The 25,879-nt window shown below is 44.2% G+C and carries 18 protein-coding genes; all 18 read left to right on the top strand.

Features of this window, described 5'->3' with window-relative positions:
• Positions 1-21: 21 nt before the first annotated feature.
• Positions 22-2,358: a Gldg family protein gene (locus CS948_RS18100; RefSeq protein ID WP_255302070.1), complete on the top strand. Its 2,337-nt coding sequence runs from the start codon at positions 22-24 to the stop codon at positions 2,356-2,358.
• Between the two features lie 87 nt (positions 2,359-2,445).
• Positions 2,446-3,783, top strand: a complete 1,338-nt coding sequence (locus CS948_RS18095) for a DNA mismatch repair protein (RefSeq protein ID WP_099293381.1) — start codon at positions 2,446-2,448, stop codon at positions 3,781-3,783.
• Positions 3,780-5,111 carry a hypothetical protein gene (locus CS948_RS18090; RefSeq protein ID WP_099293379.1) on the top strand — a complete coding sequence of 444 codons (1,332 nt, stop codon included), beginning with the start codon at positions 3,780-3,782 and terminating at the stop codon, positions 5,109-5,111. Before CS948_RS18095 ends, CS948_RS18090 begins: the two co-directional genes overlap by 4 nt.
• 18 nt (positions 5,112-5,129) lie before the next feature.
• Entirely contained in the window at positions 5,130-6,497 is a 1,368-nt protein-coding gene (locus CS948_RS18085) for a TolC family protein (protein ID WP_099293377.1), read from the top strand.
• A gap of 11 nt (positions 6,498-6,508) precedes the next feature.
• Entirely contained in the window at positions 6,509-7,690 is a 1,182-nt protein-coding gene (locus CS948_RS18080) for an efflux RND transporter periplasmic adaptor subunit (RefSeq protein ID WP_099293375.1), read from the top strand.
• Positions 7,691-7,711: 21 nt separating this feature from the next.
• Entirely contained in the window at positions 7,712-8,452 is a 741-nt protein-coding gene (locus tag CS948_RS18075; protein ID WP_099293373.1) for an ABC transporter ATP-binding protein, read from the top strand.
• Between the two features lie 102 nt (positions 8,453-8,554).
• The gene (locus CS948_RS18070; RefSeq protein ID WP_099293371.1) at positions 8,555-9,775 is read left to right on the top strand and encodes an ABC transporter permease; all 1,221 of its coding nucleotides are present in this window, start codon (positions 8,555-8,557) and stop codon (positions 9,773-9,775) included.
• Between the two features lie 179 nt (positions 9,776-9,954).
• Positions 9,955-10,875 (top strand): ABC transporter ATP-binding protein, encoded by a 921-nt coding sequence (locus CS948_RS18065; protein ID WP_099293361.1) that lies wholly within the window; start codon positions 9,955-9,957, stop codon positions 10,873-10,875.
• 20 nt (positions 10,876-10,895) lie between these two features.
• The gene (locus tag CS948_RS18060; protein WP_099293359.1) at positions 10,896-13,238 is read left to right on the top strand and encodes a Gldg family protein; all 2,343 of its coding nucleotides are present in this window, start codon (positions 10,896-10,898) and stop codon (positions 13,236-13,238) included.
• Positions 13,239-13,386: 148 nt separating this feature from the next.
• Positions 13,387-13,965: an RNA polymerase sigma-70 factor gene (locus tag CS948_RS18055; protein ID WP_099293357.1), complete on the top strand. Its 579-nt coding sequence runs from the start codon at positions 13,387-13,389 to the stop codon at positions 13,963-13,965.
• A gap of 214 nt (positions 13,966-14,179) precedes the next feature.
• Positions 14,180-15,481, top strand: coding sequence for an ATP-binding protein (locus CS948_RS18050; RefSeq protein ID WP_099294677.1), 1,302 nt, complete (start codon positions 14,180-14,182; stop codon positions 15,479-15,481).
• 252 nt (positions 15,482-15,733) lie between these two features.
• Complete coding sequence (locus CS948_RS18045) at positions 15,734-16,876, top strand: FecR family protein (protein WP_099293355.1); 1,143 nt, start codon at positions 15,734-15,736, stop codon at positions 16,874-16,876.
• A gap of 271 nt (positions 16,877-17,147) precedes the next feature.
• Positions 17,148-20,654 carry a SusC/RagA family TonB-linked outer membrane protein gene (locus CS948_RS18040; RefSeq protein WP_099294675.1) on the top strand — a complete coding sequence of 1,169 codons (3,507 nt, stop codon included), beginning with the start codon at positions 17,148-17,150 and terminating at the stop codon, positions 20,652-20,654.
• Positions 20,655-20,656: 2 nt separating this feature from the next.
• A complete protein-coding gene (locus CS948_RS18035) occupies positions 20,657-22,189 on the top strand; it encodes a RagB/SusD family nutrient uptake outer membrane protein (RefSeq protein WP_099293353.1) in 1,533 nt (510 codons plus the stop codon).
• Between the two features lie 25 nt (positions 22,190-22,214).
• A complete protein-coding gene (locus CS948_RS18030) occupies positions 22,215-22,985 on the top strand; it encodes a hypothetical protein (protein WP_099293351.1) in 771 nt (256 codons plus the stop codon).
• 26 nt (positions 22,986-23,011) lie between these two features.
• Positions 23,012-23,431 (top strand): hypothetical protein, encoded by a 420-nt coding sequence (locus CS948_RS18025; RefSeq protein ID WP_099293349.1) that lies wholly within the window; start codon positions 23,012-23,014, stop codon positions 23,429-23,431.
• A gap of 15 nt (positions 23,432-23,446) precedes the next feature.
• A complete protein-coding gene (locus CS948_RS18020) occupies positions 23,447-24,745 on the top strand; it encodes a thioredoxin domain-containing protein (protein WP_099293347.1) in 1,299 nt (432 codons plus the stop codon).
• 7 nt (positions 24,746-24,752) lie between these two features.
• Positions 24,753-25,424, top strand: a complete 672-nt coding sequence (locus CS948_RS18015) for a PdaC/SigV domain-containing protein (RefSeq protein WP_176555117.1) — start codon at positions 24,753-24,755, stop codon at positions 25,422-25,424.
• The last annotated feature ends 455 nt before the right edge of the window (positions 25,425-25,879 follow it).

The following is a 25,879-nucleotide window of genomic DNA, read 5'->3' as shown; positions in this document are numbered from 1 at the left end:
TGACTATAAAAAATTGAGATTATGAAATTGATATATAGAATAGCGAAGGCAGAGTTGCGGATGCTTTTTTGTTCGCCGGTAGCATGGTTTCTGTTGGTGATATTTACTTTGCAGACGGCCTTGTTCTTCACGGGGAGATACGAGTGGTTCATGAAAGGGAATGAATACGGGAGCGGGAGAACGATGATGACTTCCATGTCTTTGTTCGCGAACGGGATTTGGGGGATCGTGCAGAATTACTTGTATTATTATATCCCGCTGTTGACGATGGGGTTGATTAGTAGGGAGTTGAGTAGCGGGTCTATTAAATTGTTGTATTCGTCACCGGTTCGTAATTCACAGATTATCTTGGGTAAATTTCTGTCGATGGTGATTTACGCCGCCCTCATGTGCGGAATATTGTTGCTTTACGTGATTTATGCCGCTTTCACGGTGGAGAACTTTGAATTACCTGTGGTGTTGGTCGGTCTGTTGGGATTGTTCCTGTTGACTTGCACGTACGTGGCAGTGGGTATTTTCGTGTCCAGTTTGACTTCTTACCAGTTCGTGGCTGCAATCGGAACGTTTATCATTCTGATGTTGTTGAGCATGGTCGGGGGCTGGTGGCAGGAGTACGACATCATTCGTGACGTGACTTACTGGTTGAGTATTAATGGTCGGGCTTCCACGTTCGTGATGGGTATGCTTTGCTCGGAGGACGTGTTGTATTTCCCGATCGTGACGGCTTTGTTCTTGTTCCTGACGGTGATTCGCTTGAACGCAGTGCGCCAGAAAGTACGTTGGCAGGTTTCTTTCGGTAGATATGTAGCTGTTGTATTGATTGCCTGTACGTTAGGGTATTTCTCTTCCCGTCCGAAATTGATGGGGTATTACGATGCTTCTTCCACGAAATGGAACACGTTGACGCCGCATAGCCAAGAAATCGTGTCGAAGTTAGATGGTGGTTTGACGATCACGGCTTACGTGAATATCTTGGGACCGAATTACCAGATGTTTGCTTTCCCCAAGTTTATTCAACAGAATCGGGAGCATTTTAAATTGTACGAGCGGTTTAAACCCGAAATGAAATTGAAAGTGGTGTATTATTACGATACGATCACCCCGGCTGACGGGATATACGGGGAAACTTTTGCGCAAAGATTGGGAAGTAAGAATCAAACTGTGCGTCAGGCGGCTAAGAAAATGTGCGAATTGTTCCAGTTGGATAGCGTTCACCGGGTATTGAGTCCCGAGAAAGTGCGGGAGTTGACGAATTTGGAAGGGGAGAAAACGTTTGCTTGGGAGTTGGTGCGTGAAAGCGGTGAAAGAGCTTGGTTGCGCACGTATGACGACCCGATGAATCCATTTCCGACTGAGGCGGAAATATCTGCCGCCATGAAGCGGATGACGCTGGAAGTGCCGAAGATCGGTTTCGTGGAAGGATACGGCATGCGCTCTATCCATGATACGAAGACTCGCGGTTATTACTTCTTCGCTTACAAGAAAGATTTCCGTCAGGCGTTGGTAAACCAAGGATTTGAAACTGTGGAGATCAATTTGGAAAAGGGAATACCGGCGGATGTGAATATCTTGACTATAGCCGATATGCGTGAACCTTTCACTGAGAATGAAGAACAGGTTTTGGCAGATTATATAGCCCGGGGAGGCAATCTGTATGTTTTGGGAGAACCGAGAAGACGAGAAGTGATGAACCCGTTGTTGAACAAGTATTTCGGGGTGGAATTGTTAGAAGGTACGCTGGTGCAATATCGTTTGGATTGGTTGCAACCGGATATACTGAACGCATTGATTACTCCTGCCGCCCGCGAGTTGAGTTACTATTTCGGGTTGGCTTACGGGGTGATGTTGCCAACGGCAGCAGGGTTGGAGAAAGTGGCTGACCGGGGTTTCAAGGTGACTCCCGTGCTGGTGAGCGATACGTTGAATATTCAGAGGAAAGAGAATCGTTCATACGCCGTGTGGAACGAAATGGAGTCTTTGGATTACGTGGAGGAACCCTTGACGATCAATCCGGCAAAAGGCGAGGTGGCCAAGGATTACTGTGCGGGTATGGCATTAACCCGTATGGTGAACGGTAAAGAACAGCGTATCATGATTTTAGGGGATGCCGATTGTATCTCTAACGGGGAGATCACGGAAGGTCGTTCTCAAACCAACTTCATCATGGACTTGGGTACTTTCCACTGGTTGAGTAATAACGAATTGCCCGTGGACGTGAGAAGACCGAGTACGACGGATAACCGGGTAGACATCGGAAGATACGGGTTCTACGTGATGAACTGGGGATTCAAATGGATTATCCCGTTGTTGCTTGCCGGTGCCGGAATCGTGTTGTGGATTAGAAGGAGATCCAAGTAATTAAGTGATTTATGATTTACGATTTATGATTTCGGAAGGCCGGATGATTGAATCGTAAATCTAAAATCTAAAATCATAAATTGAATCATGAGTTTCAAAATAGATAAGCAAACATTGACGGATTTGGCTATATTCGGCACGGGTAAGAACCAGTCTGTTTATGAGATTTTCAACCGGACTCACTCTCGCGGGGGTGCCCGGTTGCTGGAAGAGATGTTCCAGTATCCTCTTTCTGAAATTGATGCCATTGAAAGCCGGAGTAAGGCTATCGCCTATTACATGGATAGCCGGATGTCCTTTCCTTTTCGGGGGGCAATATTTGATGCGATTGAATTTTACCTGAATAACACGGACAGCAGGACTCAGTTGATGGCACAGGACAATACCTTGGGACGGAAGGTAAAAAACATCATGGGTTCCGACACGGATTATACATGGATACACAATGGAATCATGGGATGTCTGGAAATGTTGAATACCTTGAATGACTTTCTGGATTCCGGGGGTGAAGCGAGTGACCAGAATGTCAAGAAAGCCAATGACGAACTGAAAACATTGCTCGCCAATGAGAAATGGAATTGGTATCGGCAGGAGAAAGGGAAGAAGAAAGTAAATTACGAGCAAGCGGTAAAATACGATAAGGTGTTCCGGTTTGAAGAGCGGAGTAAATTATTCAAGATGATGTACAATATATACTTGATGGACGTGTATATTACCGTGGGTGAAGTTGCCAGAGAACGGAATTTCGTGTTTGCCAAAGCTTTGCCGGCGGGGGAAAACGTGTTGAAGATGAAAGGCGTTTTTCACCCGTTCCTGAAGAAACCCGTGGGGAACACCATTAACGTGGACAAGAACAGCAATGTCATATTTCTCACGGGAGCGAATATGGCGGGTAAATCAACATTCATGAAGTCTTTCACGATAGCCTTGTTTCTGGCTCACGCGGGATTTCCCGTGCCGGCAGAGGAGATGGTGTTTTCCGTGCGTAACGGGATGTTCACGACCATTAACTTGCCGGACAACCTGAGCATGGGGTACAGTCATTTTTATGCCGAGGTGTTGCGTGTCAAGAAAGTGGCACAGCACTTGTGCCAGACGGAAAATCTGGTCGTCGTGTTTGACGAACTTTTCCGGGGCACGAACGTGAAAGATGCTTATGATGCCACGTTGGTGGTGACGGAAGCGTTTGCCGGGATACCGGATTGTTTGTTCATGATTTCGACTCATATCATTGAAGTGGGGCAGGTTTTAAAGGAGCGTTGTAAAAACATCCGTTTCGTTTACTTGCCGACGGTGATGGAAGGAAGTGTGCCGAGATACACGTATCAATTGACAGAGGGAATCACGAATGATCGTCACGGGATGATCATTATCAACAACGAGAAGATAATAGAAATAATAAACGGGGAAGGGGGCACGTTATGAGTTTCGAGACAGACAAGCAGACATTGGAGGATTTGAATATCTTGGGGCGGTACAAGAATAATTCGGTTTACAGTATTTTTTGTAATACGGTAACACGCGGGGGTGAACGCCTGCTGGAAAGGATGTTTCTCAATCCTTTGACGGATGCCGCGGAGATTAACCGACGAACCCAAATCTTCCGGTATTTCAAAGAGCATGATATTGCTTTTCCCGGCGAAACGAGAGAGTGTGATATCGTGGAGCAATATTTGTCGGGCGCCAGCGGTAAACATTGGGTATTTAATCTGGCGGTTCTATTAAGGGCGAAAACGCTGGAATTAATAGGAAATGATACCGTTATAAATCAGTGGCATGAACAAGTGATAACCACGTTGTTTTTCTTGCAAAAAGCCCAGGGGTATTTAGACGAGATTGTCAAGACAATCACGGGAAACCCGTTGGAAGAGAGAATCAAGTGGGGACATTCCCTGTTGCGGGACAAGGCGCTTGCCCGTGTGTTGGGTTTTCGGGGAGAAAAGCTAAGTTTGAGCGAGATGTTTAAGTTTGACAAGATATTGCGTTGTGATTTAAACAAGAAACTCGTTGATTTCGTGAAATTATTTTATGAAATAGACTTGAATACCGTGGTAGGGCGGGTTGCCCGGGAGCGGGAATTTTGTTTTCCGGTGGCTTATGCGGATAGTGAGGTTTCCATGGGGATACGGGGTTTGTTTCATCCCGCTCTTCCGGGTGCGGTGTCTAACGATCTGGAAATCACGAAAAATAGGAATATCTTTTTCCTGACGGGAGCGAACATGGCAGGTAAATCCACGTTGATGAAATCTTTCGGCATAGCTGTTTACATGGCACACATGGGATTCCCCGTGGCGGCGAAAAGTATGGAGTTCACGGTACAGGACGGGATATATACTTCAATCAACGTGCCGGACAACATTAACTTGGGATACAGCCATTTTTACGCCGAGGTTTTACGGGTGAAAAAAGTGGCCGTGGAAGTGAGTTTGTCAAAACGATTGGTCGTGATCTTTGACGAGTTATTCAAGGGTACGAACGTGAAAGACGCTTTCGACGCCACGCTGGCAGTGACACGGACTTTGGCAAATCGTCGGGCTTGTTCTTTCATGATCTCCACGCATATCATTGAGGTTGGTCAAGAATTAGGGAAGACGTGTGATAACGTGACTTTCGCATATCTCCCGACCGTGATGAAAGACAAGGTGCCGACTTACACGTACAAACTGGAAAGTGGAATCACGAGTGACAAGCACGGGATGATTATTATTAATAACGAACGAATCGTGGAAATCATTCGCTCGAGAGTAAGATAAAACTTCAAGAATTTATTTATGAGAATGTTAGATGATGTTTATTCACGTTCGAGAAGCGTGAGAAGAGGATGCATTGTGTTTTTAGCGTGCACGTGTATCATTATTTCGAGTGTGCGTGACGGGTTGACACAACAAAAGCCTTGGTCTTTACGGGTATGTATCGAGCACGCCCGGGAGCATAACTTGCAGGTGGAATATGCCCGGGTATCATTGGAAAATACTTTGGTTGAATCTTCCCGGGCAAAAGCCCAGCAATTACCGTCACTTGATTTTTCTTCAACTCAAGGTTGGGGGCACCAGAAAAAGGCGGGTACAAACGGGACGTTGAAATCGTCAAGTGCCTACACGGGCAGTTACTCGCTCAGCGGGAACATGACTCTCTACCAAGGGGGGAAACTCTCCCGTTCCATCCGGCAGCAAGAGCTGTTGGAAAAAGCCGTGACACAAGATGTGCTTGTCGCCCAAAACGATATCGAGATATCGGTGACGAAGGCGTACCTGCAAATCCTGTACGCGAACGAGACTTTAAAAACGGACAGGCAGACGCTGGAAAGTTCCGGTGAGCAACTGGCACGGTCGAAAGCCTTGCTTGACGCGGGTTCTATCAGCGCGAGCGATTTCGCGCAAATGGAATCGCAGTACAGCAGTGACCAATACCGGGTAGTACAAGCCGAGAACGATCTGGCTTTTTCCAAGTTGCAATTAAAGCAACTTTTAGAACTGGAACCGGAAGAGGAATTTGACGTGGTGTTCCCGGAACTGGACGAGGAAAGCGTGCTTGTCTTGATTCCCGGTCTTCAGGATGTTTACCGGGAAGCCTTACGGCTGATGCCGGAGGTGAAAAGCAGCCAGTTGAACGTAGAGTCGGCAATCGTGGGTGAAAAGATAGCCCGGGGGGATTACTTGCCGAGTGTCTCGCTCTCGGCTTCCGTTTCCACCGGGTACGATTCCAAGGGTAGCGGTTCCTATTTCTCTCAAATAGACGATCGTTTGGTTGAGAACATCGGGATTAATATCAGTATCCCGATCACGAACCGGAAGAAAGCTCGTTTGAATGTTTCAAAAGCAAGACTTCAAACCGAACAGTCACGTTTAGACGAGCAGAATACCCGTAAAAATTTGTTGCAAACGGTGGAATCATTACATCAAGATGTTGTTGCCGCCCAAAGCCGGTACATGGCAGCCAACCAACGGGTAAAATCGGCTTACACGAGTTACCGGCAGGTACAGGAGGAATTTGATGCGGGGATGAAGAACCCGGTTGATTTGCTGGTGGAGAAGAACAATTACCTGTCCGCGTTGCAGGAACAGATACAAGCGAAATACCAAGCGGTTCTCGCTTTCAAGTTGTTGAATTTTTACAGGAATGAACCGATTGATATATAAAATAATTGAAAATGAAAAAGATAGTTATTATAATAGCGATTGTAGTGGGGAGTATTTTGTTGTTTTTCTCCTTTCGGCCGAGAGAGAAAGAAACGGTGAATTACGAGGTGTTCGAGGTTAAAAAAGGGGATATTCGTAATACTGTTACTGCCACCGGTACGATAGAGCCGATCACGCAGGTAGAAGTCGGGACACAGGTTTCCGGCACGATAGCCCGTATTCTAGTGGATTATAATTCAGAGGTGAAAAGGGGGCAGCTTATCGCTGAACTGGATAAAACCGTGCTGGAATCGGAGTACGAGTCACAGTTGGCAACCCATTATTCCAACCAGAACGAGTACGATTACCAGAAGAAAAATCACGAGCGTCTGGCGGGATTGCACGCCAAGAATCTGGTTAGCGATTCAGATTACGAAACTGCCGAATATCAATATGAAAAAGCTCGTCGAACTTTGGAGAAATCTCGTTCTGATTTATTGAAAGCGAAGACGAACCTGAATTATTGCATGATATACTCGCCGATAGACGGGGTGGTTATTTCCCGAGCGGTGGACGAGGGGCAGACGGTGGCGGCGATGTTCAACACGCCGAAGTTATTCGTGATAGCGAATGATTTGCGAAAGATGCAGGTTATTGCCGACGTTGACGAGGCTGATATCGGTCAGGTGAAAGAGGGGCAGAAAGTGATCTTCACCGTGGACGCCTTCCCGGACGAACATTTCGAGGGTTCCGTGACGCAGGTGCGTTTGGAACCGATCGTGATGTCGAACGTGGTTACTTACGAGGTGGTGATTGACGCACCGAATCCCGATTTGAAGTTGAAACCGGGTTTGACGGCGAGTATCACGGTGTTGACGCACGAGAAGACGAATGTTTTGATGATTCCCTTGCGTGCCCTGCGCTTCCAGCCCGAGAATGAAGACGGGGAACTCATTGCTCCCGAGAAAACAAAGGTGCAACCGGGGATGAAAGAAACGAAATCTGTTTGGGTACAGGCCGCCGAGGGATTGAAGAATAAAAACGTGCGTACCGGAATCTCTGACGGGATTTACACGGAAGTACTGGAAGGTGTTCAAGCCGGGGAAAAAGTAATTACGGGAGTACATTTACCCGCTAAAGCGACAGAATCCATAAAAACTAAACCAGGTGGAAATCCCTTGATGCCTAATATGACAGGGCAGCGTCCTCATTAAATTTATGCCAGAAGTAAAGAGATGAAAGATATAATCAGAATAGAGAATCTTTGCCGTGATTTCGTGGTAGGTTCGGAAACGGTACACGCTTTGCGGGGAGTTTCTTTTTCGATCCAACCGGGGGAGTTCGTGACCATCATGGGCACGAGCGGTTCGGGCAAATCCACGTTGTTGAATATGCTGGGTTGTCTGGATATTCCCACGTCGGGGGAGTATTACTTGGACGGGAAGCCCGTGCGGGAAATGGGGAAAAATGACAGGGCTTCTTACCGGAATCTGAAGATAGGTTTTATTTTCCAATCTTATAACCTGTTACCGAAAACTACGGCACTGGAAAACGTGGAGTTGCCCTTGTTATACAACCCGTCCGTTTCCAAACGGGTAAGAAAGGAAAAAGCGTTGGATGCCTTGAAAGCGGTAGGCCTGGAGAACCGGGTGAATCATCGTTCCAACCAGATGTCCGGGGGACAGCAACAGCGGGTGGCAATCGCTCGAGCTATGGTGAACGATCCCGTAATCTTGCTGGCGGACGAGGCGACGGGTAACCTAGATACTCGCACTTCTTACGAGATTTTGGCACTCTTCCAGCGGCTGCACGCCGAGGGGAGAACGATCATTTTCGTGACGCATAACCCGGAAATAGCGGAGTTCAGTAGTCGCAACATATTACTCCGTGACGGTCGGGTTGTCGAGGATAAGAAAAACTCCAGAATTGGTTCCGCCCGGCAAATGCTGGAGGCGTTACCTAAAGAAATTAATTAATTTACGATTTATGAATTACGATTTATGATTAATAAAAGCGTTAGTTAGGGAGGATGATAATCATAAATCTGAAATCATAAATCATAAATCTAAAATGAATAAATGAATTACGGTAATTTGATAGTAATAGCCCTTCGGGCTTTGAGTAATAATAAATTGCGAGGGTTCCTGACGATGTTGGGTATCATTATCGGTGTCAGTTCGGTGATCTCGATGCTTGCCATTGGCGAGGGTTCGAAGTACACGATAGAGAAACAGATCGAGGAACTTGGGGCTAACATGGTGGTGGTCAATCCCACGAATGCCATGGTCGGGGGAATCCGGCAGAACGGGGTACTTGTCCAGACCTTGAAGTTGGAGGATTATCAGGCCATCGTTTCGGAAGTCCCCTACATGGAGAGTTGTTCCCCTTACGTGTCGAAGTCGGGGCAAGCCATTTTCGGCCCGAATAATGCCCCGACCACGGTATACGGTATTAACGAGGACTACATGGACATCCGCCGCTTGACGGTCAACCGGGGGGAGATGTTCAGCGATCAGGACATGAAGAATGCCGCTAAAGTGTGTGTGGTGGGGCAGACAATCGTGGACAATCTTTTCAAGAACGGGGAAGACCCTCTCGGGCAGGTGATCCGTTTTGATAAAGTGCCTTTTCGTGTTGTTGGAGTTTTGGCTCCTAAAGGTTATAATTCCATGGGGCGGGATCAAGATGATATCATCTTGGCACCTTTCACGACAATACAGAAAAGATTGCTAGCCATCCCTTACATGCATGGCATTTACGTTTCGGTGATAGACGAGAAGTACACGGGCAAGATGATGCAGGAGATCACGGGAGTGTTGCGGCAGACACATCGTATTCCCGTGGGGCAGGAAGATGATTTCACCGTTCGTTCGTTGGAAGAGATGAGTAAAGTGTTGACGATGGCGACGAAGGTGTTGACGATACTCTTGGCTTGTATCGGTGGTATCTCTTTGCTTGTCGGTGGCATCGGAATCATGAACATCATGTACGTTTCCGTCACCGAGCGCACGAGGGAAATCGGTTTGCGTATGTCTATCGGTGCCAAGGGACGGCATATATTGTTCCAGTTCCTGATCGAGTCGATTATTATCAGCGTGTCTGGCGGGATTATCGGCGTGGGGTTAGGGATCGGGGTTTCTTTGGTTCTCAGTTCTTTGCTGGGATGGCCTGTATCCGTGTTACTGTACTCCGTGGTGATATCGTTTCTTGTCTGCACGTTCACGGGTGTTTTCTTCGGTTGGTATCCCGCCCGCAAGGCATCCCGGCTGAACCCGATAGACGCTATCCGTTACGAGTGATAAAAATGTGCGTGCTTTTCTATAAATCATCTTGAACAACAACACAAGATGGAAGGCTGTCCGGAAACGGGCAGCTTTTTTGAATTATAAGTCGGTACTTTTTTGTTTTTGAAGTGTTATAAAAAAGCAAGGCTCGTGAAAGAGACGCTTGATCAAAGTTATGAATTAAAATCGTATGTATGGAAAATCCAATTGTAAAAGTTGAACATTTGTATCATCGTTACACGACACAGTGGGCGATCGAGGACATCAGTTTCGAGATCGACGGCTCCGGTGTAGTGGGTTTGCTGGGCTCGAACGGGGCGGGGAAGTCGACAACGATGAATATTATTTGCGGTGTGTTGAAACAAACTCAAGGGAAGGTATTTATTAACGGGTTCGATACGTTGAAACACCCGGTGGCTGCCCGGAAATATATCGGTTTTTTACCACAAAAACCACCCCTCTATCCCGATTTGACGGTGGACGAGTATCTTCGTTTTTGCGCGGAGATTCACTGGATGGACAGGAAAAAGATCAAGACGGCTATCGGGGAAGCGGAGGAACGTTGCGGGATCACGCACATGAAAGACCGCTTGTTGCGTAATCTTTCGGGCGGTTACCAGCAACGCGTGGGTATCGCGCAGGCTATTCTGCACGATCCGAAGTTCGTGGTGCTGGACGAGCCCACGAACGGGTTGGACCCGAATCAGATACTGGAAGTGCGCCAGTTGATCCGGGATATTGCCGAGGAGCGTACCGTGATGCTCTCGACGCATATCTTGTCGGAGGTGCAGGCTACTTGTTCCACGATCAAGATGATTGAACACGGGCGGGTTGTTTTTTCCGGCAGCGTGGATGAATTTGATAGTTATATCGAGCCGAACACGCTTTACGCCACTTTCGATTTGCCCCCTTTGCCGGATGAATTGATGGCGATGCCCGGCATCAGACGGGCGGAAAGCGTGGGAAGTCATGGTGTCCGCCTGACGTATGACGGGGATCGGGATACGATAAAGCTGATTATCCGGGAGAGTGTGGCACGGGGATGGGAAATGACGGAAATTAAGGTCGAGAAAAGCTCGATGGAAGCCGTGTTCGCTAAATTGTCAGGGAAATAATTTAATATGGAGGAAAAATTATGAGAGCAATATACAGGATAGCCCGTTTGGAGTTGTCAAATCTTTTTTATTCGCCGGTAGCGTGGCTTTTACTCGTGCTTTTCGTGTTTATGACAGGTATGGGATTTGCCGATATGATGGAGATGCTGGCAAGGCGGCAAGAATTGGGAAGCAGGGGATTGTACGCGATATCCCGGGTGATATTTTATACCCCCATGGGGGGATTGTGGTCGAGAGTGAGTCAGTTCCTATATTTATTGATGCCTTTGTTGACGATGGGGTTGATTAGTCAGGAATTTAACAGGGGATCTATCAAGTTGCTTTTTTCAGCCCCGATCACGGGCAGGCATATCGTGCTTGGAAAATACTTGGGCATCATGCTGTACGGTTTGTTGATGATGGCATTCCTGTTGGTTTACGTGCTGATAGCCGGATGCCTCGTGGAGTCGTTCGATTGGTCGGCAGTGTTGGCGGGTTTGTTGGGATTGTATTTTTTGTTCGGGCTTTACGCGGCTATCGGGCTTTTCATGTCGACGTTGACTACTTACCCGATCGTGGCGGCAATAGGAATGTTTGCCTTGCTGACCTTGCTGAATCTGGTTTCCGGTATCTGGCAGGAATTTACCTTCGTGCGGGAAATCACGTATTGGTTGTCGCTTGGCGGTAGGGCGAGCACGTTTATCAAGGGATTGATTTGCAGTGAAGATATTTTGTATTTCGTGCTTATGAGCGTGATGTTCCTGTGTTTCGCGATATTGAAATTGCAGTTGCGGCGGGAGAGCTGTTCTTTTGCAGGGAAAGCCGCGCGTTATCTCGGGGTGTTTCTCGCGGCGGTTTTCTTGGGGTATCTGACTTCCCGTCCGACGATGAAGTGGTATCATGATTCGACACACACGAAGAGCAATACTTTAACACAAGCGAGTCAGGATATCGTGGCACAGTTGGACGGCGGATTGAAGATAACGACTTACGTGAATCTGTTCGGGAGCATTCACAGCATAACGACGAAAGGTATCAATAGTGATATAGCCCGTTACGAGCGGTATATCCGTTTCAAACCGGAAACCAAACTCGATTATGTCTTTTATTATTACACGGACACGACGACCGAGGCTTTTAAAAAGAGATACCCGGAAAAGACTTTGTACGGGGCGGCTAAGGATGCGGCTAAATTGCAGGGAACCCGGTTGGGAAAATATCTTTCCCCGGAGGAACTGGCTAGAGAAGAGGCGCTAAGAAATATAGATTTAAGTGACGAGGGGTATCGTTTCGTGGCTTTGATCGAACGGGATAACGGGCAAAAAACTTTTCTACGGGTATATGCCGACATGAATCGTCTTCCGGGTGAAACGGAGATTTCCGCGGCGTTGAAACGAATTGCGATGAAGTTGCCTCAAGTGGGTTTCTTGTCGGATCATGGCGCCCGTTCGATTGTCGGGGATAAGAATCGGGATTATTCTTATATGGTTGCCGAGAAAATGTACCGGAAGTCGTTACTGAATCAAGGGTTTGACGTGACTGACGTGAATTTGAAGCGTAACCCGGGGGTGTTGGATAGTTTGGACGTGCTTGTTGTGGCGGAACCTTTGGAACCTTTCACGAACGAAGAGTTGAAAACTTTGTATCGTTACGTGGAAAGCGGGAGGAATCTGGTGATCGCCGGAAAACCGAAGAGTTATTCCCATTTGACTCCTTTGATGGAGTATTTAGGATTGAGTTTCGAACCGGGTATTCTGGTGCAACAACAGATTGACGAATATCCCCCGCATTTGTTTCTTTGCCGGGCAACGGAGGAGGCTCAAGAGATATCCCGCCTGTGGAAGAGTCTGTACGTGAACACGAACATGGGACGCCGTCCCGCGTCTCTGGTGATGCCGGGAGCCTTGGCTATCGAGCAGAAAGCGGAGAAGGGTTTCCGTGTAATGCCTTTGTTTCAAGGGCGGGATTCTGCCGCTTGGAATGAATTGGAAACGATCGATTTCGTGAATGACACGGCACGCCTGAACCCGAAAGCGGGAGAGCGTGCCGGGGTGAAAACGACGATGGTCGGATTGGAACGGGAGCATGCCGGGAAACAACAACGGATTATCGTGCTCGGTGATGCCGATTGTTTCAGCATGGGCGAACTGTCCACAACCCGCCGGGGGATATCGTCGGCGAACGGGGACTTGATTATGTCGATGTTCGACTGGCTGTCTTACGAGGAATTACCGGTGGATACTACCCGTCCCGATCCTATTGATAATAAGCTGAACTTGGGTATGGATGCCGGGGGAACCTTGCAAATCGTGTTGAAGTGGGTATTGCCGGCATTGCTTCTTTTGCTGGGAATACTGGTGCTGATCCGAAGGAAGGGGAAATAAGATAAAGTTCATTAAACTATAAAGTCCGTAAAGTTTATAATATCGTGATAAACCTTACGGACTTTTTTGCTTTCTCGGGTGTTTTCGTGTCAAAGATTTTGGTGAAAGGGAAACTTTCTCTATTTTTGGAAAAATATTTATTCCAATAATGAGGTATGACGGGCGTGACATAGCAGAAGAGGATTGGGTTAAAGGATTGAAGGACAATTCAAGTGAGGTTTTCGAACAGGTATTTCGGGAGATGAGTCCCAAATTATACAGGTTCGCTTTAGCCTATACCATGAATGCAGATACGGCAGAAGATATCGTGCAGGATACTTTTATGCGCCTGTGGTCAATGGCTGCTTCTCTGCCGGATGAAACCAATATCAGCAGTTATCTTTATTCTTCCGTGAAAAATTCTTGTCTGAATTATTATAAACATCTCCAAGTGGAAGATTCTAACCGGACGAAACTGACGGAAGCATTGATATACGTCGGTACGCTGGAGTACGAGGATAATAGTGCTTTATTCGAGAAAGTTCAAGAGTGCCTGCAAAAATTACCCGACCAACAACAAAAAGTATTGGAACTAAAGATATTCCGGAACATGAGTTACAAAGAGATCGCTCGTGAACTTGATATCTCGGAAACATCCGTCCATACCCACGTGAAACGAGCTTACAAATTTATCCGGGAATCCTTGCCGTTACTCTATGCGTTTATGATCTTGAAGGGAACGATTTAATTTTAGATTTATGATTTTAGATTTATGATTGGGGACTGCGCGAGACGTGCGTCTATTCTGTGATTTAGCGATTCTTGATTTTTGTGATTTATATTTGCATACAGAAACTCCGCCGAAAAAATGTAATAAATTACAAAAACTCCGCCGAAAAAGTGTATATTTGCACGAAAACTCCGCCGAGTTTATGTATCAAGAAATGAAAGAGAGGGTTGTTATGAGAAGAAAAGCATTGGATTTCCTGCGGGAATGGAAACAAAAGGATTCAAGAAAACCGCTAATAATACGCGGGGCTCGTCAAGTTGGTAAAACTTGGTTAATGAAAGAATTTGCTCGTGTAGAGTATGAAAATTTTGCTTACATTAATTTTGAGAATGATCGACAGGCAAAAAATCTTTTTTTAGATGATTTTGAGATATCTCGTATTTTATTGGGAATTCAAATAACGACAGGTGTAAAGCCGGAACCGGGTAAAACATTAATTATTTTCGATGAGATACAAGAGGCAGAAAGAGCTATCACTTCTTTGAAGTATTTTTACGAGAATGCCCCGGAATATCATGTGGTGGCTGCCGGCTCTTTGCTGGGAATCGCGTTACATCAGAATACTTCTTTTCCGGTAGGTAAAGTGGAATTTGTCGATTTGTACCCGTTGAGCTTTATGGAGTTTTTGAGTGCCGCGGGAGAGGATGCTCTAGTCGATCTCCTGCACCAAAAACAATGGCAATTGATTACTGCTTATAAAACAAAATATATAGAATTACTAAAACAATATTACTACGTGGGAGGGATGCCGGAAGTGGTTGCGAGTTTTGTACGTCATACGGATTTGAAGGAAGTGCGGGAGTTACAACGACAAATTCTGGATGCGTATGAGCAGGACTTTTCGAAACATGCTCCAGTTGAAGTCGTTCCCCGGATTCGAATGGTATGGAATTCTATTCCGGCACAATTGTCAAAAGAAAATCGAAAGTTTGTTTATGGATTAATTCGGCAGGGGGCGAGGGCGAAGGAATTTGAATTGGCGATTACTTGGTTGATTGATTGCGGTTTGGTGCATAAAATAAATCGTGTCACTAAGGTCGCGCTGCCATTGAAAGCTTATGAAGATTTCTCCGCGTTCAAATTATTTGTTGTTGATGTCGGTTTACTTGGGGCAATGACCGCGTTGGATGCCAAAACTTTATTGGATGGACATACTGTTTTTGTAGAGTTCAAGGGTGCTTTGACAGAGCAATTTGTATTACAGCAACTATTGTCTGATCCGGATTTGTCTATTTATTATTGGTCTTCTGATAAATCAGATGGAGAAATAGATTTCTTGATTCAATATCAGCACCTCTTGATCCCGGTGGAAGTTAAGGCATCCGAGAATTTACAAGCAAAAAGCCTTCGTTTTTTTTCAAAAAAATATAAACCCGAATTAGCGGTTCGAACTTCAATGTCTGATTACCGGAAAGAAGAATGGTTAGTTAATTTGCCTCTATATGCGGTAAGTGAACTTGTCAAGATTGAATAGAAATATCTATATTTTTACCTTGAATTTGCTATTCATTGAAGATATATCTATACTAAATGATGCTCTGATAGTACCGGATTGCCTGAAGAACGATATACGGATACTTGTCACAGTTTAAAAAAATATATCTAATTAACTTGTTTGTTATCAATCGTGTAAAGTAATTTTCAATTTTCAACTTTCAATTTTCAATTATTTTTTGTCCCCCATTTTTCCCTAACGTTGTCTTAATAATAAAGACAATGAAAAATCATGGAAATAGATAAAATCAGACGGGTAGTTTCGGGTAAGGCTTCCGAGGAAGAGCGGGAAGACGTGAGAGTCTGGATGGAAGGAGCGGAGGAAAGGAAACGGTTTCTGAAGGATGCGGAAGAGTATTACAGGGGTGAGGTGTCAGGAATCGAGGAGGAATCCCGACGAGTTGAGCGAATGTGGCAGCGGATGGCGTTGCCCCGGAAGAAGCAACGGATGATTGCTTGGCGGCGGTGGGTTGCCGTTGCGGCGTGTGTGGCAAGCGTTGTAGGTGCGGTCTTGTGGATGGAAACCATAAAGGAAAAAGAAGCGGGAGAGAAAATATTGCCATTGGAAGTGGCACATTCCAAAGGTGTGAAATTGATTTTGCCGGATGGTAGTACTCACGAGATCACGGGAGAGAAAGCTTTGTCCATGAAGATTCCGGGATTCGAGGTGAATATGGAGAGTGCCACCGTTCAGGAAAAACGGGAGATTGATAACGAACAGGTTGCCCCTGTCGTGGAATATAGTGAGATCGTTGTACCTAGAGGGGCAGAATACTCGTTGATCCTTTCGGATGGAACAACTGTAATATTGAATTCAGAAACCCGTATGCGGTTTCCGAATACTTTCACGGGAACGGAACGAAAGATATTTTTAAGCGGAGAGGCTTATTTTGATGTTGTCCGGGATGAAAACCACCCTTTTCTTGTGGAATTTCAAGGCGGGAATATACGTGTGCTAGGGACTCAATTTAACGTGAAAGCGTATATGGGACAAAATACCTTTGCCACCTTGGTTTCCGGAAAAGTGGAGGTTTCATCAGGCCGAGATTCAGTCTTGTTGCAACCCGGAGAGTTGTGCGAAATTGCGACGGCGGATCGTTCGCTTTCGGTACGGGAGGCGGATCTGATGGCGGTATTGGCTTGGAAAAACGGGGAGTTTGTTTTCAAAAATGCTTTGCTGAACCAAGTTATGGACGAGTTGGCACGTTGGTATGATGCAGAGATCGTCTGTGAGTCTTCCGAGTTGCAAGGAATGAGATTTCATATTTATATGGATCGGACGAAAACTTTGGAAGAAGCACTGCAAGTAATTTCAAAAATGGGGGATATTACCTATGAGATAGCGGGAAAGAAAGTTATTATTAAAAAGCGGTAAAAAACGACGAGAGATGTTGGTCCATCTCTCGCGTACAAAGTCGCTGTATATTTCAACAGTCACATTAATTACACAAATCTATGAAAAAACAACAAAATATCAAGGAAGAAACTTGAAAAAGTTTCGAGGTGAAAATTTGAGAGGATTGCTACAATCTACTTTTACAAGTAAACAAGAGAACGGAATAAACGGCGAAAAGGCAAACGAGATGTTGGTCCATCTCCTTGACAATGTCGCTGTATATAAATGTCACATTAATAACAAAAACTTTATGAGAGAAACTCGACAACAACTTCTTAGAAATTTTCTCGGATTGAGAGAAAAATTGTCCAAGTGGAGCGTCTGTCTGTTGCTTTTGTGCTTCACGGGAAGTATAAATCTTCAAGCACAGACGGATAATGCGATTAAAGTGAATCTGGATGTCCAAAACACATCTTTGATTAAAATTATTGAAAATTTGCGGGTACAGACTCGTTACAATTTCTTGTTCAATTCAAGTGAATTGAGCGGCTATACCGGTATTACAGTAAAATTGCAATCTGTGACTTTGAAGCAAGCGCTTGATTCTTTGCTGATTGGGCGCAAGACCGGATTGATGTATTCGATAGAAGGGAAAACAGTCATTATTAAAAGAGCCGAGCAAGAAAAGGTAAAAGCCTGCCGAATTTCCGGAACTGTTTTGGATAAACAAAAGCAAACGATGCCGGGTGTGACGGTAAAAGTGGATGGAATGGCTTTGGGGACGGCGACGAATAACGAAGGAAAATTTACCCTTGAATTGCCCATGCAAAATGGTATTCTTGTATTCTCTTTCGTGGGATTCGAAACTAAAAAAGTGCCTTTTACAGCCGGGAAAGAATTGACCGTGACACTGGAAGAAGAAGTCTCCGATTTGGATGAGGTTACCGTGATCGCTTATGGAGAACGGAATAAGAGGGAATTGATTAGTTCTATTTCATCCGTGAAAGCGAAAGATCTGGAAGAGATTCCTTCTGCCAGTTTTGCGAATTTACTTCAAGGACACATGGCGGGAGTCGAAATTAATAATGTCGCGGGTTCTCCCGGTGGAGGCGGAACGAAAGTGAATATCCGCGGGTATAATTCTTTGTTGATAGATGGAGTTAATGACGGTTCTCCTCTGTATGTTATTGACGGTATTCCCATGCAGGCTTTTACCTCTCCCGTCACGGGTACTAACACGTTGGCCGAGTTGGATCCTTCGACGATTGAATCCGTGGAAGTATTGAAAGATGCTGCATCTGCAGCGATTTACGGTTCCCGGGCAAGTAATGGGGTGATTCTGATTACGACTAAAAAAGGAAAAACAGGTAAAGCCAAATTCTCGGCAAACGTATCCTATTCGAGTTCCATTCTACCCGAAACTCCGACTCAGATTAGCGGACACGGGGAAAGATTGTGGCATATATTAGTGGCAAGGAATGAGCGCATGGCTTATCAGGATGACAATGGTGCTTATATATTCCCGAATTCTTACGAAGACGTGTTCGAGAAAGAGTATGGTGCTTATGATTTCTTTTGGAATCGTGGTATTCCTATGAGAAATGGAGAAGTGTATCGTCAGTTGCAGGATAGTATAAACCCTTTTTATAATAATTCCACGAATTGGTGGAAATATTGTTTTCGAACCGGTAAAATATTGAATGCTAATATGCAGGCTTCCGGAGGCTCCGAGAATTTCAAGTACTTGGTCGGTTTGGGGTGGTATAACGAGAAAGGGATAATGTTGGGTAGTGATTTTAAGCGAGTGAATTTTATCAGTAACATGAATGCGAATTTGCGGAAGAATCTGACATTGGATTCCCGTGTATATATGGCATATACCGATAGAAGTAAAGGTGCCGGGTATACCGGTTTTGGGGGAGGAACCAAGATTGAAGCCTTGACCGTGGATCCCATGCAGAATTCTACTTTATTACCCGGTAAAGGAAGTAGTGTGGAAACAGAAACGCTGAAGAGGTTGAACGGCAGTGTGGAAAGCAATCTTTCATTTAATATTCGCGGAAGTGTGGCTTTAGCTTATGAAATCGTGAAAGGATTGAATCTGTCGGCAAACGTGGCAATGGATTTTACGCAGACACAAAAAAATGCTTTTGACCCCAGTTACTTGAGTTCTGATAATTTGAGTGTCTCAACAGGGCAAATCGAACAATATATGATGTTCCAGACAGAAGAGTTGTTAAATTATAAATTCGATTTGAAGAAAAATCATCATTTTGATTTGTTATTTGGATTCACTTATTCCCGGTGGGTGAAAAATGAATTTAGCGGTAGTGGAAAGGGAAGCCCGAGTAACGATATACATTACGTGCTGGACGGTTTTCTCACGATAGATGAATCAACCGGATACCCGATTGCTTTACAGGCATATCGGTCTGATTCGGAAAGAAAAATGCTTGTCAGCGGCTTCGGACGTATCGCGTACAATTACAAACAAAAGTATTTGACCGAATTTACACTTCGAAAAGACGGTTCTTCCGTGTTCGGGAAAGATGTTCGTTGGGCGACTTTTCCTTCCGTTGCCGTGGGATGGGCTTACTCGGAGGAAAATTTTCTGAAAGATATATGGTGGATGAGTTATGGAAAACTTCGGGCGTCTTGGGGACGGTCCGGTCAGCAGTTTGACGAGGCTTACCTTGCGTTAGGCACTTTACAAATAGGGGGAAGTTTCATGGGAAATGTTGGTGTTCGTCCGGAGACTCTTTCGAACACTAGATTGAGTTGGGAAGAGACGGATCAATATGATATCGGTTTGGATTTGGATATTTTTGATTATCGTCTGAAATTGAAGATGGATTATTACTACAAGTATACCAAATCTTTGTTGTATAACGTGAAACTTCCCGGTGATGTTTACCTCTTGGATCGTCAGTGGCAGAACGTGATGGAAGTTTCCAATGAAGGACTCGAATTGGAAGCGTTGATCGATATTCTTCGGAACTCGGCAGTGAAATGGAGAGCTAAATTTAATATTTCCCGTAATTGGAATCGTTTTGAGAAGTCGTACACGAACATGGATATGGATGGTTTTGTCATTGGAAGATCGATTTCAGGAATTTACGCTTATAAGGATGAAGGGTTTGTTCAAAATGAAAAAGACATTCCGGTTTATTCCGACCAGATAGGAAATAAGAATCCCTTATATTTTGGAAACCGATTTAATCCCATGCGTGTCGGGATGAGAAAATTGAAAGACATGGATATGAACGGATGCATTGACGGAGATGATATGTATTATGCCGGTTCGGCTTTACCTGTCGCTTATGGTGGTTTTGCCAACGAGATAAAGTGGAAAGGATTTGATTTGAACTTGCTGTTGACTTATTCGTTAGGGCGGAAAATGATAGATATGTACATGAAAACATCGTTGGCTTTTGATAAAAAATTCATGCCTATTCTTACTGACTATCGTGACAAAACTTTCTGGCAAAAACCGGGAGACGAGACCGATTACCCGGCATTGGAGGCATCGTCAAGCGAATACACGGGACAGTATGGCGGGTTGATTGATTCCCGTATCGAACGGGTGAATTATATGCGGGTGAAACAATTAACAATAGGGTATAATCTTCCTCAAAATATTGTAAGTAAAATTCACTTGGATGGTATCCGGGTATTCTTCACGGGTGAAAATCTGTTATTGTGGACAAATTACTCGGGATTGGATCCTGAAATTGTAAATCCGTCCACGGGAATAGATAATGGAGGTAACTACCCGTTAGCGAGAAAATTGACATTAGGTTTAACCGTAAAATTTTGATTATGAGAAAATATATTTACGTGGTATGTTGCTTTCTTTTGACGGCTTGTGACTCTTTGTTGGATGTGGTTCCAGAAAATGCTTCCACGATAGGCAATTATTTTAAAGATGAGAAAGAGCTGGAATCCGTTACGTCGGAGATGCATAGTATTATAAGATCCTATTTTTCGGAGGAAAATGCCCATGTATTCATGGGGGTGTTGGCAGACGAAACATGGTTTGATGAGGTCAGGAATTTGCAATCCTCGGCCTTAGACGAGGGTTCTATGTATGTAGATTGGAAAAATCATTATGATGCTATTTATTTGGCTAACCTTATTTTGGAAAATATCGGGAATATAAAGAATGTCGAGGAAGAGCGAGTGAATTTTCATGTCGGGCAGGCTTATTTCGCGAAAGGATTGCTGTATTTCGACTTGGCACGACGTTGGGGAAAAGCTATTATTACGAAGAATACATCAACCACTTCCGCTTACGCTACCAGTCCAACTCTGGAGGTCATTGACACGGCAATTGCGAATGCCCGGAAGGCATTTGATATTCTTCCTCTTTTCGAGGATATGAAGGACATTTCCGGGAATAAAAGTGTCGTGAAGCAATTCGGTTGTAAAGGTTCTGCCGCGGCATTGTTGGCTCACTTGTACGCATGGAAGGGGAGTGTGATCGATTTATACAAATTCGAGGGAGATTCTAAAAAATGTTATGAAGAGTCTGTAGATTGGGCTACAAAATTAATCACGAAAAAAGTCGGTCAATACGAGCTGGCGAAAACTCCAAGTGAGCTCTGTCAATACTTGTCTGACCCGAATGTTGTCAATCCGGAAAGTATATTCGAGTTGATGCTTGACCCGTATTCGTCTTCTTGGCCGACAAGTAAAGTCCTTTCTCGTTATTACGTGAATTGGCCGGTGAATAAATACGCTCAAGTCGGCGATTTTCCGTACGATTATAATATTAGTTTTTATTTATATAACGAGACCGTGAGGGGGCTGTACCTTAATAAAGATGAAAGAAGGAACGCTTTCTTTTATCATTTCGATGAAGCTTCACAATCGTCTTCGGAAGAATACACGGGATACGCCTATTTATATAAATATCGGAATGGTTTGTATATCAAAGAAAATAATTCTGCCGGAGAAACATTTGTTACGTTTAACGCGAATTATTGCTATTGGAGATTGGCGGATATCTATTTGTTGCGGGCTGAATGTTACGCGAAGTTAGGAGACAGCCGGGCAAAAGACGATTTGAATAAAATTAGGGAAAGGGCGAAAGCCGATGCCTATCCCGCTGCCGGGGATGGTGATTTGCAATATGCTATATTTAAGGAGAGAGAGAAAGAGTTGATAGCGGAAGGACATCGTTATTATGATGTGATTCGGAACGGATATTTCAAGACAGAATTGAGCCCGGCATTTTCCCGGTTATCTGATGATGATGTGCAGGACGGAGCTTTGTTTTTGCCGATCAGTTCAACGGCACAAACGATGAATGACTTGATTCGTCAGAATCGTTATTGGTCTAAATTTTTCTAACATGAATTTATAAAGAAATTAAAATATGAAATGTATTATATCAATTGTCGGTTTGTTTCTGTTGATTTCGTGCAACACGAAATACAATATGATAGAGACGGGCTTGGTCAACGGGAAGTTCGACGGAAATATGTACGAGTACCTGCAATCCAATCATTATGATTGGGATAGTACCCGCTTGATGGTCGAGAGAGCGAATCTGGTGGATTTGTTTGAAGGTAAAAGGGCAGGTTACGAGCAAATTACATTCTTTGGTCCGACAAACCACTCTATCCGTCGGTATATGTTGCAAAAAGGATATTCCAGTGTGGCGGAAATCGAGGTCGATACTTGTTACAAGATGATCATGGAATGTGTTGTCAAAGGGAAACATATGCGTGACGATATTCCTCTCGGTAAGGAAATTGCTCAAGAAAATACGGATGACTCCGGCGATAATTGGGATGACTCCGGTGACGATTGGGAATATCCTGACGGAGATATGGGTGATGGTGGTGACGAGAATACTGAAGATGAAAATCCGGATCAATATAAAGGTACCGGGGGAACTGTTTTCACTGGTGAAATGGGCAATCGTTTCTGGATTTATTCTTTTCAAGATTCTTACAACGAGGTTGCGGGAGTAGGTGCAATTGTACTATTTATTAAAGCTTTGGACAATAGAGGGAAACATATAGACATTGCGTCTACTAATATCGAGCCGACGAATGGTGTTGTCCATTCCTTGCATTATAATTTCACTTTGGGAGATTTTATTTTCACTCAGGAGGAAACAACTCCGGACGATTTTGAATAGTATTATTAACCAATTAAATATAAAAGATGAAATCGATATATAGTGTATTTTTTCTGGTATTTGCGTTATGGAGTTGTCATGACGTGAAGGTCGGGTATTTAAAAGCAGACAATGCGGAATATGATCCAACTTCAATTGTCGTGCGGAAGGAATTAGACCCGGAGGAAGATGAACTCCGGATAATGAACGATGCCAATTGGGTATCTCCTAAAATACAGGGAGTACTGGGGACGAATCCCTTGAATTATGAATTGGTGAACGTGACTGCAACCGAGGGAGGGGATGCGGAAGCATTCAAACAGGAAGTAGTTGTACGTGGAGGTGGTATCATGGAATTGCCTTTACACACGAAAGTCCCCAAGGGGCACTATCTGGTCAGTTTGCGGGTATACAACGAGGACTATTCTGCGGAATTGAAAAATGCATTTACTTTTATTGTTGAATGATAAAAAAGAAATAGAATGAAAAGAAGTATTTTAGTGATGATGGTTTGTCTGATTGCGGTATTTAACGTTGCAGGGCAGGGTATCAATTTTTTCAAGGGAAATTATCAAGAGGCGTTAGCGAAAGCAGCCGAGACGAATAAAATGGTTTTTATTGATTTTTATACCGAGTGGTGCGGTCCTTGTAAAATGATGGCGAAAGAGGTATTCACGGATAAAAGTGTGGGAGAATATTATAACGGTAAATTCATCGCTATCCAGTTGAATGCGGAAGATCCGGCAAACAAGGCGGTAGTGAAACAATTCAAAATCAGTGCTTATCCAACCTTGGCTTACGTCCGTTCCGATGGGAAAGTGGTTTTACAGAAAACGGGTTCCATGTCAATAGAGGAATTTTTGAAGCAAGGTAAGGTTGCGACGGGTGAAGAATTGGGTTTTGAGGATTTGTACGCCCAATACAAGCGTTCTAAAAACGATTTGGATGTTCTTCAGCAACTTTTGAAAGAGGCTCCTGCTTTCGTGTCAGCACAAGAAGGAATCGAGTCTGAAAAGTGGGTGAGCCGCGTCAATAAAATGTATAGCGAATACATAAAGCAGAAGATGGGGGCGGATTTAATCAATAAAACGGACTATAATATCATTCTCACGTATCACGATAACACGAAACAGGACGATCCTTTGATCGAGTTTATCAACGAGAATCTAGCGGCTTACCGTCAGGTGATGGGTGATGCCCCGGCGTATTTCATTATCGAGCATAACGATAACGTGATGAAAAATCTTGCCAAGGCAGGGAAGGAAGAGTATAAAAAGTATCTGGAACGTGTACGGGGTGATTTGAAAGCGGCATACGACGTGATAGCCAAAACCGACGTGTCACCTTACGAGAAATCCAAGAGTTATTATGATGGTATCTATACCTTGTATTATGAGAAAGACGTGAAAAAATACATGGAACAGATGAATGACTATTTTAAAATTTTGGGAGCAAATGCTACCGGGGAGGATTACGGTGGTGCCGCACAAAATATGTATGATGCCATGGGCAGTAAATTACCGAAAGAGGCGCATATGCAAGCCGTGGAATGGATGAAGCAGGCATTACAGGATAAAGACGTGGCTTCCATGGATAAAATAAATTATCTGGTAATGCTTGGTGATTCTTACAAGATGATGGCAGAGTACGGCAGCGCGAAAGAGTGCTATAATCAGGCTCTGTTGGCATCTTACCAGTTGGATATGCAAATGACACAACTCATGATTCAGAATGTTGTTAATCGTAAATTAGGTGAATTGGAATTATTACAAGAAGAATAAAATGAATATGAAATTTTTAATATTGATTGGAATCGTTTTTTCCGTTTTGACAGGATGCCAGACGGAGAATATCAATGTGCAGAAAGAGCAAGAAAACGATAACACGGAGATATGGGAAATACAAATATCAAAACCGGTATTTTCTTCGACAGATCCCCAAAAGTGTAAAGTTGTCAATGACCGGGTTGCCGCGTTGATTGATAGTTTGAAAAATGATTTTAAAGTTCAAGTAAAAGCGTATAATCAAGCGTTTGATACGATTCCTGATGCCGAACCTATGCGGCCTTTGGAAATGTTCGTGGAGGACAGTGTATTTATGGCGAACAGCAATTATATCAGCTTGCGTCTGAAAGTGTATATCTCTTTAGGTGGAGCGAACGGGGAAACGAAGTACTATGCTTTGAATTATGATTTGAAAAACGGTAAATTCTTATCTAAGGGGGATATACTGGATTTGAAACAAGCAAACGAGATCAACCGGGTATTAAAACAGGAATTTAAAAATCCGGATGAATGTTTTTCCGAACAGCCAACGGTAAACACTTGTTCAGCTCTAAATTTTACGGGTAAAAAACTGTGCTTCACTTACGGGAAATACGTGTTGGGAGCAGGTGCTTGTGGGGATGCTATAATTAATGTTGATTGTTCAAAATTGAATAATTGTCTATTGATAAAATAGTGTAGTGTGCTTCAAATACAAATTTCGGAAAACTAAAGTGTTGAGGCTTTTGTTCTGAAATTTTAATAGGCTGGAGGAGAATTTTTGTGGGAACGAAGATTAATTCCAGCCTATTTTTATGTGATGTATTGAACTGATAAAAATGGTGTGTTGGTAATTTACCGATGGAAAAAGAGAGATTTTTTTATTGTCCAAAATTGTATTGAATTGTCCATACTGTCCCTGCAAGGCAAGTCGTTGAAGCAATTGTATGATTGCATCAACAAAATCTGATAATATAAGGGGGGCGGAAAAGCCGAGTACGAGAAGGGGGTAAGATGTTCTCACGTTGTGCAGTCAAAGTTTAGTCGTTTCGAAACGGGGAAAGAATGACAGAACAACGGGGAAAGAACGAGAGAAGGGGCTGGTTAAGATTTTAACGTGAGAGATAATTGGCAGATTTTCAGAAGGAATCA

The organism is Butyricimonas sp. Marseille-P3923, from assembly GCF_900184685.1.
Lineage (GTDB): Bacteria > Bacteroidota > Bacteroidia > Bacteroidales > Marinifilaceae > Butyricimonas > Butyricimonas muris.
Note: the sequence above shows the minus strand (reverse complement) of the source record. Positions and strands in the feature narration are given on the sequence as shown.